This is a genomic window from Pseudomonas rhizophila, assembly GCF_003033885.1.
Lineage (GTDB): Bacteria > Pseudomonadota > Gammaproteobacteria > Pseudomonadales > Pseudomonadaceae > Aquipseudomonas > Aquipseudomonas rhizophila.
Genome location: NZ_CP024081.1, coordinates 4,464,567 through 4,479,255 on the forward strand (window position 1 = coordinate 4,464,567; position 14,689 = coordinate 4,479,255).

General features: G+C 58.4%; 18 protein-coding genes and 1 pseudogene. 10 read left to right on the top strand and 9 right to left on the bottom strand.

All coding sequences use genetic code 11. The features are described 5' to 3' along the window. The first annotated feature begins 177 nt into the window (after positions 1–177). Complete coding sequence (rarD, locus tag CRX69_RS20720; protein ID WP_076385322.1) at positions 178–1,062, top strand: EamA family transporter RarD; 885 nt, start codon at positions 178–180, stop codon at positions 1,060–1,062. A 174-nt stretch (positions 1,063–1,236) separates the two neighbouring features. On the opposite strand, the gene hppD is transcribed toward rarD, so the two are convergent. Both hppD and CRX69_RS20730 read right to left on the bottom strand, forming a co-directional pair. Then, entirely contained in the window at positions 1,237–2,313 is a 1,077-nt protein-coding gene (gene hppD, locus CRX69_RS20725; protein WP_047227629.1) for a 4-hydroxyphenylpyruvate dioxygenase, read from the bottom strand. A 249-nt stretch (positions 2,314–2,562) separates the two neighbouring features. Continuing rightward, complete coding sequence (locus CRX69_RS20730) at positions 2,563–3,507, bottom strand: DMT family transporter (RefSeq protein WP_047227630.1); 945 nt, start codon at positions 3,505–3,507, stop codon at positions 2,563–2,565. Between the two features lie 189 nt (positions 3,508–3,696). Between CRX69_RS20730 and CRX69_RS20735 the strand changes: the two genes are divergently transcribed. The 4 genes and pseudogenes from CRX69_RS20735 (at position 3,697) to CRX69_RS20750 (ending at position 5,796) form a co-directional block, all read left to right on the top strand. Then, complete coding sequence (locus CRX69_RS20735) at positions 3,697–4,563, top strand: LysR family transcriptional regulator (RefSeq protein ID WP_076385324.1); 867 nt, start codon at positions 3,697–3,699, stop codon at positions 4,561–4,563. A gap of 58 nt (positions 4,564–4,621) precedes the next feature. Further along, entirely contained in the window at positions 4,622–4,819 is a 198-nt protein-coding gene (locus CRX69_RS20740) for a hypothetical protein (protein WP_107322747.1), read from the top strand. Beyond that, positions 4,792–5,244: pseudogene (locus CRX69_RS20745) on the top strand (EAL domain-containing protein); the annotation flags it as partial. The gene CRX69_RS20740 and the pseudogene CRX69_RS20745, both read left to right, overlap by 28 nt. Before the next feature lie 186 nt (positions 5,245–5,430). Further along, a complete protein-coding gene (locus CRX69_RS20750) occupies positions 5,431–5,796 on the top strand; it encodes a histone-like nucleoid-structuring protein, MvaT/MvaU family (protein ID WP_047227632.1) in 366 nt (121 codons plus the stop codon). Between the two features lie 91 nt (positions 5,797–5,887). Here the strand turns inward: CRX69_RS20750 and CRX69_RS20755 are convergent, their stop codons facing one another. Then, positions 5,888–6,424, bottom strand: a complete 537-nt coding sequence (locus CRX69_RS20755; protein WP_076385330.1) for a DUF4946 domain-containing protein — start codon at positions 6,422–6,424, stop codon at positions 5,888–5,890. A 191-nt stretch (positions 6,425–6,615) separates the two neighbouring features. Here CRX69_RS20755 and gloA point away from each other — a divergent pair, with 191 nt between their 5' ends. Further along, on the top strand, positions 6,616–7,137 hold the full coding sequence (gloA, locus tag CRX69_RS20760; protein WP_076385332.1) for a lactoylglutathione lyase: 522 nt from the start codon (positions 6,616–6,618) through the stop codon (positions 7,135–7,137). A gap of 213 nt (positions 7,138–7,350) precedes the next feature. On the opposite strand, the gene ahpF is transcribed toward gloA, so the two are convergent. From ahpF to galU, 4 genes are all read right to left on the bottom strand, one after another. Beyond that, complete coding sequence (ahpF, locus tag CRX69_RS20765; RefSeq protein WP_107322748.1) at positions 7,351–8,913, bottom strand: alkyl hydroperoxide reductase subunit F; 1,563 nt, start codon at positions 8,911–8,913, stop codon at positions 7,351–7,353. Positions 8,914–9,037: 124 nt separating this feature from the next. Further along, positions 9,038–9,601 (bottom strand): alkyl hydroperoxide reductase subunit C, encoded by a 564-nt coding sequence (gene ahpC, locus CRX69_RS20770; RefSeq protein ID WP_047227636.1) that lies wholly within the window; start codon positions 9,599–9,601, stop codon positions 9,038–9,040. A gap of 177 nt (positions 9,602–9,778) precedes the next feature. Continuing rightward, entirely contained in the window at positions 9,779–11,137 is a 1,359-nt protein-coding gene (gorA, locus tag CRX69_RS20775; RefSeq protein WP_047227637.1) for a glutathione-disulfide reductase, read from the bottom strand. 304 nt (positions 11,138–11,441) lie between these two features. Beyond that, positions 11,442–12,281, bottom strand: coding sequence for a UTP--glucose-1-phosphate uridylyltransferase GalU (gene galU, locus CRX69_RS20780; protein ID WP_047227638.1), 840 nt, complete (start codon positions 12,279–12,281; stop codon positions 11,442–11,444). A 233-nt stretch (positions 12,282–12,514) separates the two neighbouring features. On the opposite strand from galU, the gene CRX69_RS20785 reads away from it, so the two are divergent. Together CRX69_RS20785 and CRX69_RS20790 are read left to right on the top strand one after the other, a co-directional pair. After that, entirely contained in the window at positions 12,515–12,730 is a 216-nt protein-coding gene (locus CRX69_RS20785) for a hypothetical protein (protein WP_047227639.1), read from the top strand. 116 nt (positions 12,731–12,846) lie between these two features. Continuing rightward, complete coding sequence (locus tag CRX69_RS20790; RefSeq protein WP_047227640.1) at positions 12,847–13,128, top strand: hypothetical protein; 282 nt, start codon at positions 12,847–12,849, stop codon at positions 13,126–13,128. A 17-nt stretch (positions 13,129–13,145) separates the two neighbouring features. On the opposite strand, the gene CRX69_RS20795 is transcribed toward CRX69_RS20790, so the two are convergent. Together CRX69_RS20795 and CRX69_RS20800 are read right to left on the bottom strand one after the other, a co-directional pair. Continuing rightward, positions 13,146–13,376, bottom strand: a complete 231-nt coding sequence (locus CRX69_RS20795) for a hypothetical protein (protein WP_047227641.1) — start codon at positions 13,374–13,376, stop codon at positions 13,146–13,148. A 109-nt stretch (positions 13,377–13,485) separates the two neighbouring features. Next, positions 13,486–13,836, bottom strand: coding sequence for a hypothetical protein (locus tag CRX69_RS20800; RefSeq protein ID WP_107322749.1), 351 nt, complete (start codon positions 13,834–13,836; stop codon positions 13,486–13,488). 199 nt (positions 13,837–14,035) lie between these two features. Here CRX69_RS20800 and CRX69_RS20805 point away from each other — a divergent pair, with 199 nt between their 5' ends. Together CRX69_RS20805 and CRX69_RS27725 are read left to right on the top strand one after the other, a co-directional pair. After that, complete coding sequence (locus tag CRX69_RS20805) at positions 14,036–14,338, top strand: DUF1883 domain-containing protein (protein WP_003182962.1); 303 nt, start codon at positions 14,036–14,038, stop codon at positions 14,336–14,338. A 27-nt stretch (positions 14,339–14,365) separates the two neighbouring features. Beyond that, complete coding sequence (locus CRX69_RS27725; RefSeq protein ID WP_172833800.1) at positions 14,366–14,536, top strand: hypothetical protein; 171 nt, start codon at positions 14,366–14,368, stop codon at positions 14,534–14,536. Positions 14,537–14,689: the final 153 nt, after the last annotated feature.

Genomic DNA, 14,689 nt, shown 5'->3' on the forward strand with positions numbered 1-14,689 from the left:
TCGACTCCGACGAACACTGTGGGAGCATGGCTTGCCCGCGATGGCCGCGCTGCGGTTCAAGGGCTGAACCGCGTTATCGTTCATCGCGGGCAAGCCTTGCTCCCACAGGCCATGCGCCACAGATAAATTTTCCAGTCACAAGTCCGGGTGTCGATGATCACCCTCATGAGAACCACTGTGTCCAAAGGCATCGTTCTATCGGTCTCGGCCTCTGTGCTGTTCGCCGTCATGTATTACTACACCTCCCTGCTCTCGCCGCTGACCGGCGTGGAAATCTTCGGTTGGCGCATGCTGCTGACGATGCCCTGCATGACGGTGTTCATGCTGGTGGCAAAGGAGTGGAACCTGGTAACGGCGCTCGGTCGGCGCCTGATCGCCACGCCGCGTCTGTTGCTCGGTGCCATGGCGTCTTCGGCGTTGATGGGCGCGCAGCTGTGGCTGTTCATGTGGGCGCCCCTCAACGGCTACAGCCTGGACGTGTCGCTGGGGTATTTTTTGTTGCCGCTGTCGATGGTTCTGACCGGGCGCCTCGTCTATGGCGAGCGCCTGTCCTACCTGCAGAAAATCGCCGTGTTCTTCGCCACCCTCGGCGTGGTCAACGAGTTGTACCAGGTGGGTGGGTTTTCCTGGGCAACACTGTTGGTGGTGGTGGGTTATCCGATCTACTTCATCCTGCGCAAACGCCTGGGGACTGACAACCTGGGCGGGTTGTGGCTGGACATGACCCTGATGCTGCCGCTGGCGCTCTGGTTCGTACACAATGGGGAGCAGGGTTTCGCTGTTTTCGACCAGTACCCTTGGCTGTCGCTGCTGATCCCGTTGCTCGGGGTGATCAGTGCTTCGGCGCTGGTGGCCTACATCGTTGCCAGCCGGTTGCTGCCGTTCAGCCTGTTCGGGCTGTTGAGCTATGTCGAACCGGTGTTGCTGCTGGGCGTTGCCCTGCTGCTGGGAGAAAGCATCCAGGCCAGTGAATGGCTGACCTACATTCCCATCTGGCTGGCCGTGGCAGTGCTGGTGCTCGAAGGGTTCAAGCATCTGATGCGCCAGCGACGCCGGACCTGAAACTTACACGGACCTTGTGGGAGCGAGCCTGCTCGCGATATCGGCGGCACATTCAACATTGATGTATCTGAAAGGTCGCGATCGCGAGCAGGCTCGCTCCCACATTGGGATCTGCTGGCCAATAAAAAACCCGTACGGCAGTTACGCCGCACGGGTTGTCTGTTGCCTCAGCTCTTACTCAGTAGCCAACACACCACGCCGCACCTGGTCACGCTCGATGGACTCGAACAACGCCTTGAAGTTGCCTTCGCCGAAGCCATCGTCGCCCTTGCGCTGGATGAATTCGAAGAACACCGGCCCCATCAGGGTTTCCGAGAAAATCTGCAACAGCAGACGCTTGTCGCCCTGTTCGGAAGCGCCGTCCAGCAAAATGCCCCGCGCTTGCAGTTCATCCACCGGCTCGCCGTGGTTCGGCAGGCGACCTTCGAGCATTTCGTAGTAGGTGTCCGGCGGCGCGGTCATGAAGCGCATGCCGATGCTTTTAAGCTGGTCCCAGGTTTTGATCAGGTCATCGGTCAGGAAGGCCACGTGCTGGATGCCTTCACCGTTGAACTGCATCAGAAATTCTTCGATCTGCCCGGCGCCCTTGGACGATTCCTCGTTCAGCGGGATGCGGATCATGCCATCCGGGGCGGTCATGGCCTTGGAGGTCAGGCCGGTGTATTCGCCCTTGATGTCGAAGTAACGGATCTCGCGGAAGTTGAACAGCTTCTCGTAGAAGCCGGCCCAGTAGGCCATTCGCCCGCGATACACGTTGTGGGTCAGGTGGTCGATGATTTTCAGGCCCGCGCCCACCGGGTTGCGGTCAACGCCTTCGAGGAACACGAAGTCGATGTCGTAGATGGAGCTGCCTTCACCAAAACGGTCGATCAGGTACAGCGGCGCGCCGCCGATGCCTTTGATTGCCGGCAGGTTCAGCTCCATCGGACCGGTTTCGATGTGAATCGGCTGGGCGCCGAGTTCCAGGGCGCGCTTGTAGGCCTGTTGCGAATCCTTGACCCGGAATGCCATGCCGCACACCGACGGCCCATGTTCGGCGGCGAAGTACGAGGCCACGCTGTGGGGCTCGTTGTTGAGGATCAGGTTGATCGCGCCCTGGCGATACAGGTGCACGTCCTTGGAGCGGTGGCTGGCCACTTTGGTGAAGCCCATGATCTCGAAGATCGGCTCCAGGGTATTGGGTGTGGGGGATGCGAATTCGATGAATTCAAAGCCCATCAGGCCCATCGGGTTTTCGTATAGATCTGCCATGTTGGCGCCTCATCATGCTTATCAATTAACGGAGCGTTAGTTGCCGGCCATGCTGAGGGCACGCGGTGGCGCGCAGGAAATGCCGCGAACGGTGCGGGCGAGGAAATCGCCGTAGATCAGTTGAAACCCGAATATCTTCATTGTCGACCCAAGGCTCTTGCGGGCGAGGCTTCTGCTGCCAGAAGACGTTTATTCTTATATGCGTAACTCGATTCTACACAGCGTAACCATGTTTGTCCGCCTTCGGTATCAAATCGTCTTTTGCGGCGACCGCGCAAGGGGTTTGTTGCACAGGAAAATCCCCGTCAGGATCAGCCCCGCACCTACACCCATCAAGACGGTGAGCCGCTCGTCCAACAGCAGCGCCCCGAACAGCACAGCGGTCAACGGGTTGAGTGCGATGAACACGCCGGAACGGGTCGCGCCAATCCGACGGATGCCGTCGTACCAGGCTATATAGGCCAACGCCGACCCCAGCACGCCCAAGTACAGCAGGCTCAACCATTGCCGGATGTCCAGCCCGCGCAATGCTTCGACGCGAACTTCGCCTGCGGCCGCGCAGGCTAGCCACAACATCAAGGTGCCCAGCAGAATCGACCAGGTCACGGTTTGCAAAGGCCCGAGGCTTTCATTCAGGTTTTTGGAAAACAAGGAATAAATGCCCCAGCCCAGCACGCAGCCAAAAATCAGCAGATCGCCCAGCCAGCCCTGCCCTGCACTCTGTAGCAAGGACGGATCGCGACTGACGATCACCAGCCCCGCCCCGCCGATACACAGCACGATGCCCGCAACTTTCGCCCGGCTCAGCCGTTCCTTGAACAGCCACCAGGACGCCAGTCCTATCACCGCCGGATTCAAGGCCACGATCAACGAGGCCCGCGACGCATTGATGTACTGCAAGCCATAGAAGAAACACAGGTTGTAGAAAAAGATCCCGAAGAACCCCAGCGCCGCCAATTGCAGCCCTTGTTTGCGGTTGGGCCTGGCCAGCGGGATCCCGGCCAGACCGAGAAACAGCAACAGCGCGAGACTGGCCAACAGAAACCGCAGGCTGGCGGCGAGCAGCGGGGTCAGGGCATCGGAAAGGATCCTGCCGGCAACGAAGGTGCCGCCCCAGATCATGGTGACCATGGCCAGTTTCAGGTAGACCGGCAGGTCCGAAGGGGTTGGAACGGATTGTTCGAGGGTTTTCATGGTTTCACCACATTGAAATAAAACGACTACCCGTGGCGAGGGAGCTTGCTCCCGCTGGGCTGCGAAGCGGCCCTTTTCTATGAGCGCTTCGCACTCAAGCGGGAGCAAGCTCCCTCGCCACAGGAAAGTGCGCTTGAGATACTCTATTGTTCGCCTCATGCTTGATCATCGTAAAATGAGTATTCCCTCATGACCCTCACCCAACTCGAAATCTTCTCCCAGGTCGCCGAGCTACGCGGTTTCACCGCCGCGGCGACGCGGTTGGGCATCAGCCAGTCAGCGGTGTCCCACGCCATCAAATCGCTGGAGCAGGAGTTGGGCGTAGAGCTGTTCAGACGTCATCAGACCCTCATCGAACCCAGCGACATTGGCCGGCAGTTGCTGCTGCGCGCCCGGGCCATGCTCGGGCTGGCCAATACCCTGCGCCAGGAAGCCGCCGATGCGCGGGGCATGCGCCGAGGCACCCTGCGCATCGGCTCGTTCGGTCCGACTTCGTCGATGAAGTTGTTGCCCGCCATCCTGCAACGTTACCGGGCTCTGCATCCGGGGATCGAAGTGCACATCGACGAAGGGCCGGACCGGCAAGTCATCCAGTGGCTGGATGAACGGCGGATCGACGTCGGTTTCGTGGTGCTGCCCGAAGACCGTTTCGACACGTTCGCGCTGATGCAAGACCAGATGGTCGCCGTGCTGCCCACCGCCCATCCCCTCGCTGCCCAAGCCAGCCTGAGTCTCAAGGACCTGTGCAACGACCCGTTCGTGCTCACCGAGGCCGGTTCTTCTGAACTGGTTTCGCGCCTGTTCAACGCAGCCCGGCTCACACCGAACGTGCGCTATCGTTGTTCGCAGCTGCTCAGTACCCTGGATGTCGTCAGCCGCGGCGAGGCCGTGACCCTGGTGTCCGAAGGTTCACTGCCGGGCGGCGACAACCCACGGTTCGTCACGCGGCCATTGTCGCCACAGGTTCCGCGTCAGATAGGCCTGGCGGTACTGGACAGCCGACAGGCCTCGCCCGCTACCCTGGCATTTATCGAGCTGGCGAGGCAGTCAGTCTGATCACCGGCAACCGAATACACTATCGAAGCTGTTCCTCAAGCCCTCACAGGTTATGCAGATGCCATTGACCGCCACTCGTTTGCGCAAGCGGCCCCGTCGCAACCTGATCACGCTGCTCTGCGGCGTGCTGCCGATACTGTCAGGGCTGGGCATTCTGTACATGCAGGCGGAACGGACACTGGAGCAACAGAGCCGACAGACCAGCGAAGAGTTGATCGGGCAGATCGAGGGGTCATTACCTTGGTGCTGGAGCTGACCGAGCGCGAGCTGATTGAACCGACACCCACCACTCACCAGCTGTTCCAGCATCTGCGTGAACTGGGGGTGAAGATCGCAATCGACGACTTCGGCACCGGTCATTCCAGCCTGGGCTACTTGCGCCAGTTCAACGTGGACTTCCTGAAAATCGACCAGAGCTTTGTTGCCATGATTGGCGTCGATGCCCTGTCACGGCACATCCTTGACAGCATCATCGAACTGTCGGGCAAGCTGGACTTGGGTATCGTTGCCGAGGGGGTCGAAACCGTTGAACAAAGCAACTATCTGGCCGCTCACGGGGTGAACTTTTTGCAGGGTTATCTATTTGGTCGCCCGATGAGTGGCGCGGATTTCATTGCGGCGGTGTCCGTCATTGAAAGCCCTGGTGCTACGTCCCTCCACGGACAACCACAGTCGGACTGATAAAATTCGCATCCCTTGTTACATAACGAAAAAGTTACGATTTACACCCGTGGGTTTCACTACTACAATTTTTTTACCTGTGGCTAATAGCAGGAGCGTCATTATCACCGAGTCGCTTCAAGGCACTTGGCTTATAGCTTTGTTTGCGGTTGGTATCAGCCAAATATTCTGATTGGAGTAACGATATTGTCCAGACTCGCTGAATTTCGTAAAGCAGAACAGGACCTTCAAGAGCGGCTCAAGCAGCTGGAAAAGCTGAAGAATGATGCCGGGCTCAAGAAAGAAATCGAATTCGAAGAGAAGCTCCAGGGACTGATGAAAACCTACGGCAAGAGCCTGCGCGACGTCATCGCGATTCTCGACCCGAACCCGGCCAAGGGGGGCCTGCCATCGACCAAGCCTGTCAAAACCCGCCGTGCGCGAGTGGTCAAGGTGTACCAGAACCCGCACACAGGTGAACTGATCGAAACCAAAGGCGGCAACCATCGAGGCCTGAAAGCCTGGAAAGAACAGTACGGTGCAAAAACCGTTGACGCCTGGTTGCGCAGCTGAGAAAGCTGGCCGAATGAAAAAAACCCTGAGCCTGCTCAGGGTTTTTTATGGGGCAGGATTTCTGGATTAAGTAGTTCTAATACCGAGGGCTTTATAGTTTCAGGCTATTTCGTACCGACTGTATTTCATCCTGGTTTTCTACAAACTCCTGAGCCTGCCCCGCATAGGACAGCACATTAGCCCTGCCCTCCTTTAGTGCAGCCACGAGTGTCTGAGATAACACGTGCCGACCGTTTTGCGTGATCGTGCAAGTGGTCTCCAGTGCGGCAACGTCGCCCAACATCGAAGAATGAATCTTATTACAGACACTTTGATAACCGCTCTGATAAAAGTCCTTTTGAATTGATTTGCGCATTTCCAGTAACACGCCTTGCAAGTTGACTTGATGACCCGGCTCGATGGGTGTCGTGGTCAGTTCCATGACCATCACCGCCGTGCCCGCTGAATCACTCTTTGTCGCCCGTTGCCGGGTCGTTCCCGGCGCTGCCGACGAGGTGCCAGCATCAGAGGGCAATGGTTCGATGACCCAGCCTGGGGGCCAGGCGACCTGCGGTTCGGCGGCCTGGACAGCGACATTTGCCATCGAGGCCAGCAGCAGGACAAACAGCGAAAGGAACGGTCGAATCATTGCATTGCACTCAAGGACGATTCGTAAAGTCTGAAGCCCGCCGCCCAGGCAAGCAATAGCCAGAGGCGTTTGGCGATGCCGCGCCCCTTGCGTATCATGGGTGCACCTGCAAGGAAGCCGTTTAGCGCAAGCCCAGGACCGTCGCAGCAAAGTTGCGATGCCGTTTGCCCCACTTATTTTCCGGAGGGCCCATGAGCCTGCACGAACTCAACACTTTCCCTGGCGTCACCGCCCAACCCGATACCGCCACGGCCAAATTCGTCTTCAACCACACCATGCTGCGGGTCAAGGACATCACCCAGTCCCTGGATTTCTACACCCGGGTGTTGGGTTTTTCCCTGGTGGAAAAACGCGATTTCCCGGAAGCCGAATTCAGCCTGTACTTCCTCGCCTTGGTGGACAAGAGCCAGATTCCGGCCGACGCTGCACAGCGCACCGAATGGATGAAATCCATCCCCGGCATCCTGGAGCTGACCCACAACCACGGCACCGAAAGCGACCCGGCGTTCGCCTACCACAACGGCAACACTGACCCACGCGGGTTCGGCCACATCTGCATCTCGGTCCCGGACATCGTGGCCGCTTGCGAGCGCTTCGAAGCGCTGGGCTGCGACTTCCAGAAGCGCCTGAACGACGGTCGCATGAAAAGCCTGGCATTCATCAAGGACCCGGATGGCTACTGGGTTGAAATCATCCAGCCTGCGCCGCTGTAAGCGCCACCGTAGGGTGTGTGGGCAATAAAAATCCCACAGCCCCCTGTGGGAGCGAGCCTGCTCGCGATAGCGGCAGCGCATTCAACATTGATGTACCAGACAGTCTGCTATCGCGAGCAGGCTCGCTCCCACAGGGTAATGCGTGATCCCAAAAAAAAACCCCATGAGCACTGGGCTCATGGGGTTTTGTTTTTCCCGCTATCGGCTATCTGTTTATGCCGGCGCGGAGGTACGGATCAGATGGTCAAAGGCGCTCAACGAAGCCTTGGCCCCCTCGCCTACGGCGATCACGATCTGCTTGTACGGAACAGTCGTCACGTCACCGGCGGCGAACACACCCGGGATCGAGGTTTCACCGCGGGCATCGACAATGATCTCGCCGCGTGGCGACAGCTCGACGGTGCCTTTGAGCCAATCGGTGTTAGGCAACAGACCGATCTGCACGAAGATCCCTTCCAGCGCCACGTCCCGTACTTCACCGCTTGGGCGGTCTTTGTAACGCAAGCCATTGACCTTCTGGCCATCGCCCGTCACTTCGGTGGTCTGGGCGTTGGTGATCACGGTCACGTTCGGCAGGCTGTGCAGTTTGCGCTGCAATACCGCGTCGGCACGCAATTGCACGTCGAACTCCAACAAAGTGACGTGGGCTACGATACCGGCCAGGTCAATGGCCGCTTCCACGCCGGAGTTACCGCCGCCGATCACTGCCACGCGTTTGCCTTTAAACAGCGGGCCGTCGCAGTGCGGGCAGTACGCCACGCCCTTGTTGCGGTACTGCTGCTCGCCCGGCACGTTCATTTCACGCCAGCGCGCACCGGTCGCCAGAATCACGGTCTTGGCCTTGAGGCTCGCACCACTGGCGAATTTGATTTCGTGCAGCGCGCCATCCTTGCCTGGTACCAATGCATCGGCGCGTTGCAGGTTCATGATGTCCACGTCGTACTGCTTGACGTGCTCTTCCAGGGCGACGGCCAATTTCGGCCCTTCGGTTTCCTGCACCGAGATGAAGTTCTCGATGGCCAGGGTGTCGAGCACCTGACCGCCGAAGCGCTCAGCCGCGACACCGGTGCGGATGCCCTTGCGGGCCGCATAGATAGCCGCCGAAGCGCCGGCTGGGCCACCGCCCACCACCAGCACATCAAAAGCCTGCTTGGCGCTGATCTTCTCAGCCTGGCGCTCGATACCACTGGTGTCGATCTTGGCGAGGATTTCTTCCAGGCCCATGCGGCCCTGGCCAAAGTTCACGCCATTGAGATAAACACTCGGCACGGCCATGATCTGGCGTTCGTCGACCTCGGCCTGGAACAGCGCGCCGTCGATGGCGACGTGGCGGATATTCGGGTTCAGCACCGCCATCAGGTTCAGGGCCTGGACCACGTCCGGGCAGTTCTGGCAGGACAGCGAGAAATAGGTCTCGAAGTTGAACTCGCCTTCAAGGGAGCGAATCTGTTCGATGACTTCGACACTGGCCTTGGAAGGATGACCGCCGACTTGCAGCAAGGCCAACACCAGCGAAGTGAATTCGTGGCCCATGGGGATACCGGCAAAACGCAGGCTGATATCGGCTCCTGGGCGATTCAACGAAAACGAAGGCTTGCGCGCATCGGTGCCGTTGTCGAGCAAGGTAATCTGGTCACACAGACTGGCAACGTCTTTGAGTAACGCGAGCATTTCCTGGGATTTCGCACCGTCGTCGAGGGAGGCGACGATCTCGATCGGCTGGGTGACCCGTTCCAGGTATGACTTCAACTGAGCTTTAAGATTGGCGTCCAACATACGGGCGATTTCCATTTTTTGAATTTCAGAAAAAACAACGCCCGAGCGAATCTCGCCCGGGCGTTTTTTGGGGCGAAGCGGCTTGCTTGATTAAGAGCGGATCGCCCTCGGATGACTCACAGACTTAGATCTTGCCGACCAGGTCCAGGGACGGAGCCAGAGTGGCCTCGCCTTCTTTCCACTTGGCTGGGCAGACTTCGCCCGGGTGAGCAGCAACGTACTGAGCAGCCTTGACCTTGCGCAGCAGCTCGGAAGCGTCACGGCCTACACCACCGTCGTTGATTTCAACGATCTTGATCTGACCTTCAGGGTTGATCACGAAAGTACCGCGGTCAGCCAGGCCAACTTCTTCGATCAGCACGTCGAAGTTGCGGGAGATGACGTGGGTCGGGTCACCGATCATGGTGTACTGGATCTTGCCAATGGCTGGCGAGGTGTTGTGCCAGGCAGCGTGAGCAAAGTGAGTGTCGGTGGAGACGCTGTAGATTTCGACACCCAGCTTCTTGAATTCAGCGTAGTTGTCGGCCAGGTCTTCCAGCTCGGTTGGGCAAACGAAGGTGAAGTCGGCCGGGTAGAAGAACACCACGGACCACTTGCCTTTCAGATCGGCATCCGAAACCTGGACGAATTCGCCGTTTTTGAAAGCGGTAGCGTTGAACGGTTTAACTTGGCTGTTGATGATAGGCATTGATGACTCTCCGTCAGGGGTTGAAAAGTTGATGACGTGAATCTTAACCACTCATCCCCCGGCAGGCTCATTGGCAAACCTGATGTGAATGATTGGTTTTGGCTATCAGCCGCTTAATAGATAGAAGAAAACCTAATATGGCGAGCGGGCTCGCTCGCCATAGGTGGGTCCCAAGGATCAGGACGCTACGGGAGTTCGCATCGTGACGAATTCCTCGGCGGCAGTCGGGTGTACGCCGATGGTCTCGTCGAAATCACGCTTGGTAGCGCCAGCCTTGAGCGCGATGGCAAGCCCCTGGACGATTTCCCCGGCATCCGGCCCGACCATGTGGCAGCCCAGCACTTTGTCCGTGCGGGCATCCACCACCAGCTTCATCAGCGTGCGCTCCTGGCAGTCGGTGAGGGTCAGTTTCATCGGGCGGAAGCGGCTTTCGAACACCTGGACTTCCTTCCCCTCCTCCCTGGCTTGCTCTTCGGTCAGGCCGACCGTGCCAATATTCGGCAGGCTGAACACAGCCGTGGGGATCATCCGGTAATCCACCAGACGATACTGCTCGGGCTTGAACAGCCGCCGCGCCACCGCCATGCCTTCAGCCAGGGCGACGGGGGTGAGTTGTACCCGACCGATCACATCACCAATGGCCAGGATCGACGGTTCAGCGGTCTCGTACTTTTCGTTGACCTTGACGAAGCCCTTCTCGTCCAGCGTGACACCGGTGTGTTCAAGGCCCAGATTGTCGAGCATCGGCCGCCGGCCGGTGGCGTAGAACACGCAATCGGTGGCCAGTATGCGACCATCCTTGAGCTCTACCTCCAGGCTGCCATCGGCCAGTTTTTCGATGCTTTTGATGTCCGCGTTGAATTGCAGATCCAGGCCGCGACGGCTCAGCTCTTCGGCCAGATGCTTACGTACCGCGCCATCAAAGCCGCGCAGGAACAGCTCACCGCGATACAGCAACGAGGTCTGCGCGCCCATGCCATGGAAGATTCCGGCGAACTCCACGGCAATGTAGCCACCGCCCACCACGATGACGCGCTTAGGCAGTTCCTTGAGGAAAAACGCCTCGTTGGAGCTGATCGCGTGCTCACGGCCCGGAATGTCCGGTATCACCGGCCAGCCGCCTGTGGCGATCATGATGTGTTCGGCGGTGTAGCGCTGGCCGTTGATCTCGACCTCATGGGGTCCGGTGAGCCTGGCGTGGCCCTCGTGCAACACCACGCCGCTGTTGACCAGCAGGTTGCGGTATATCCCGTTGAGGCGATTGATTTCCCGATCTTTGTTGGCGATCAGCGTGGCCCAGTCGAAACTCGCTTCTCCCGTCGTCCAGCCATAGGCCGACGCTTGCTCGAGGTCCTCGGCATAATGCGCACCGTAGACCAGCAGTTTCTTCGGCACACACCCCACGTTCACGCAGGTACCGCCCAGGTAGCGGCTCTCCGCCACGGCCACCTTGGCCCCGAAACCGGCCGCGAACCGCGCAGCCCGCACACCGCCGGAACCGGCGCCAATCACATACAAGTCAAAATCGTAGGCCATTTTCTCTCTCCTTCGGCAGGCCATCAGCATACCTGCTGTTTTCACGCGAGGCAGCGTTGCGATGGTTATGGGGGCGGGAAATGAAAAAGCCAGGCGAAATGGGTAACACCGATCAGTCGGGCCAAAACCTGTGGGAGCGAGCCTGCTCGCGATAGCGGTGGGTCAGCTTGTGGTGATGCTGGATGTGCCGGCGCCATCGCGAGCAAGCCCGCTCCCACAGGGGTTTTGTTGGAGTGAGAGCATTATCCAGACAAAAAAACGCCCCGAACCGGTCGGGGCGTTTTTCAAGGTGCGGCGCAGGCGATCAGTACGCCTTACCCGTCTTGTAGAAGTTCTCGAAGCAGAAGTTGGTCGCGTCGATGTAGCCTTCGGCGCCACCGCAGTCGAAACGCTTGCCTTTGAATTTGTAGGCCATGACGCAGCCGTTCTGGGCCTGCTTCATCAGGGCGTCGGTGATCTGGATTTCACCGCCCTTGCCTGGCTCGGTCTGTTCGATCAGGTCGAAGATGTCCGGGGTCAGGATGTAGCGACCGATGATCGCCAGGTTCGACGGTGCATCTTCAGGCTTTGGTTTTTCAACCATGCTGTGGACGCGGTAGATGTCGTCGCGGATCATTTCGCCGGCGATTACGCCGTACTTGTTGGTTTCCTGCGGATCGACTTCCTGGATCGCCACGATGGAGCAGCGGAACTGCTTGTACAGCTTGACCATCTGGGTCAACACGCCGTCGCCTTCGAGGTTGACGCACAGGTCGTCCGCCAGGACCACGGCGAAAGGTTCGTCACCAATCAGTGGGCGACCGGTCAGGATCGCGTGGCCCAGGCCTTTCATTTCGGTCTGGCGGGTGTAGGAGAACGAACATTCGTCCAGCAGTTTGCGGATGCCGACCAGGTACTTCTCTTTGTCGGTGCCCTTGATCTGGTTTTCCAGCTCGTAGCTGATGTCGAAATGGTCTTCCAGGGCGCGCTTGCCGCGGCCAGTAACGATGGAGATTTCCGTCAAGCCCGCAGCAAGGGCTTCTTCGACGCCGTACTGGATCAGTGGCTTGTTCACCACCGGCAGCATTTCTTTGGGCATGGCTTTAGTCGCTGGCAGGAAGCGAGTACCGTAACCGGCTGCTGGGAACAAGCATTTCTTGATCATATAAGTCCTTGAAAAGGCGGTGTGTACGAGTTTCGGCGCAGTCTAATCAGGCCGCAGGCACCTTACAATGCCCAAGCTGGCCAACCGATGCCATCATAGAGAAATAAAAAATGGCGGATAGTTCAATCATCTTTCATTGCGAGGGCCAAGCGGTCTCACTGTACGCTCATGGGCGCTGTTTGCGAGCATTTGACGTATCATGGCGCTCTTGATCCCGCCAATGAGGCAGTTAGATGTCGGCAACAAAAAACGCAAACGGTTATTCGGTCAGCCAGGACAAAGACGGTCAGTGGTGGATCATCAACTACCACGGTGAACAGGTCGCCGGCCCCTTGCCCAGCAAAGCGATGGCGGTGGAAGTGGCCGCCGTGTTTCAGGACGAGCGCGCTGCCCCGGCAACCAAAGAGCGTGAAACGGCTCCAGCGCGCAGCCCCCGTCGTAAAAAGTAACGAGACAAGCCTCAAGTAAATGTCGCCTGGACATGGAACGGGGCTTTGTTTATCTGTACCGAAATGGCCATTCGCTATAACCTCGCGCCAGCCCCTTCCTTCTCGATGACGATTCCATGAAAAAATTTCTGGCGCTGTTTGCAGTCCTGGCCCTGGCAGGCTGTGCCACAGCCGAAAAAACCTACCTGAACACCGGCGAACAAGGCCTGACCATCGATTGCTCGGGCGAAGCGAACTCCTGGGCCACCTGTTATGAAAAGGCTGACGCCTCCTGTGCCGGCACCGGCTACCGCATCGTCGGTACCGATGGCACGCCGCAAGCCAAGGAAAGCGACAAGACCCTGGGTGTGGATGTCGGCAACTTCACCAGCCGCAGCGTCCTGGTGGTGTGTAAATAAACCCGTGGTCTGACATCTCAGATGTGGATCTCGGCGAACTTGATCCCCAGGCCGCGGATGATCTCGATCAGGTCATCGAGGCGGCTGAAGGATTCAACTTCGTCCTGGTCGTCCACCAGAAAAAAGCTGCGTCCTGCGCTTTTCTTGAAAAAGACGATCCACTCCCCCGGGGTCGCCGGGTTCTGAATCACATGGGTGGCGCAGATAAGACCTTCTGCATGGCGCTCACGCACCTGCTCGCGCTTCATCGACTGACTCCATAAATGACAATGCCGCCAACGTCGACCGTGGCGGCATTTTTTGTCGAGGGCAGCAGTTTATCCGATGCCCGGCCTGCTCGTCAGGCCGAGCCCGGGCTCAACCGGAAATGCAGGCGTTGGCCGCATCCTGCACATCACCCGGACGCACGGGCACGTTGGACAGGCTTTCGTGCAGCTTGATACTGCTGCCACTGGAGCGCTCGTCAATGTCGAACACCGCCGCCGGCAGCGTCGACAATTTGCCGGGGACGATCAAGCGCACGCCATTCTTGTGAGGTTCCATTTGCAGCGGACCCCGGGTGCTGGCCAGCTTGTCAGCGACGCACTGGGCATATTCCTGAGGTTTCTTTCCGGAGATGACATTCATGGTGGGCGGCGTCTGGTTGATGTCCGATACCGATGCACATCCACTCATGGCCAATGCCAACACCCACACGCTGCGCTTCATATGATTCCTCCGATAAAGATCCTCCGACAATGCAAACGCTGCTTTTCTCCAGCATCCTGCGTCTTTTTTTGCGCATCCTGCGATAAATGAACAAAGCGTGGGGCGCAGGCCGGATATTAGCACCCGGTGCTGATAAACTGCGCAGCATTGACCTTGCTATCGTTTTGATTTGGTAGAAAAAGCCCTTCTGGAGGCGCCCATGAAATTCATACACCAGCGCGAACACCTCAACGAAGACGATATCGTCGTCATCGAATGCTCTCAAATGTGCAACATCCGCTTGATGAACGACGCCAACTTCCGCAGCTTCAAGAACGGCGGCCGGCACACCTATCACGGCGGCGCGTTCGACACGTTCCCGGCCAGGATCACCGCACCGAGCACCGGTTTCTGGAACATCACCATCGACACCGTCAACCGCCGTGCCATCAGCGTCACGCGCAAGCCGACCCTGACCCACAAAATCAAAATCATCCGGCGCTCCAGCTCGAAACTGAGCTGAGCATCGCCCTTCAAGACAGGCAAAACCGTGGCCCAGACAACCAAATACGTCATCAAGTACAAGCTCAACGGCGAACGCCGCTTCGAATTCGCGCAACTGGAAACCGGCACAAAGGAAGAAGCCATGGCAGCGCTGCAGGCGATCCATGGCCAGACCGATGATGTGATCAGCGACGTCAGGGTCAGTAAACCGTTGTAAAGGTTTCGTAGGCTCTTTGTGGCGAGGGGGCTTGCCCTGATTGGCGGCGCAGCAATCGTCAAGCCGGTGTACATCGCCTGCCGGAAGATTGCATCCGCCCCTTGGACCGGCTGCGCCAACCAGCGCAAGCAAGCGCCCTCGCCACTAAGAATG